Origin of the sequence: Myxococcus sp. CA056 (assembly GCF_013336715.1) — a bacterium.
Lineage (GTDB): Bacteria > Myxococcota > Myxococcia > Myxococcales > Myxococcaceae > Myxococcus > Myxococcus llanfairpwllgwyngyllgogerychwyrndrobwllllantysiliogogogochensis.
In genome coordinates this window covers 1-429 of sequence record NZ_JABUMT010000058.1, presented here as the reverse complement: position 1 = coordinate 429, position 429 = coordinate 1, and the positions used below count along the sequence as shown (strand labels likewise).

The 429-nt window shown below is 65.0% G+C and carries 1 pseudogene; it reads right to left on the bottom strand.

Features of this window, described 5'->3' with window-relative positions:
* Nucleotides 1-429 (bottom strand): annotated as a pseudogene (locus HUA76_RS44815) (porphobilinogen synthase); the annotation flags it as partial.

Here is a 429-nt window from a genome sequence, read left to right as displayed (position 1 = left end):
AGCGTCGCCGATGTGCCGATGGCATCGCGGAACGGGCCATAGAACGCGGAAGCGTATTTCGCCGCATAGGCCATGATCTGCACGTCTTCGAACCCGGCGCTGTCCAGCGCCTCGCGGATCGCGCCGACGCGGCCATCCATCATGTCGGACGGCGCGATGACATCCGCGCCAGCCTCCGCTTGCAGCAGGGATTGCCGGACAAGAAGCGCCACGGTGTCGTCGTTGAGAATGCTTTCGCCGCGCATCACGCCGTCATGGCCGTGGCTCGTATAGGGGTTGAGCGCCGCATCGGTGATGAGGCCGATCTCTGGCACCGCGCGCTTGATCGCCCGGCAGGCGGAGCACACGAGATTGCGCGCATTCAGCGCCTCCGAGCCGCGCTCGTCGCGTAAATTTGGATCGGTGTTCGGAAACAGGGCAATGGCGGGA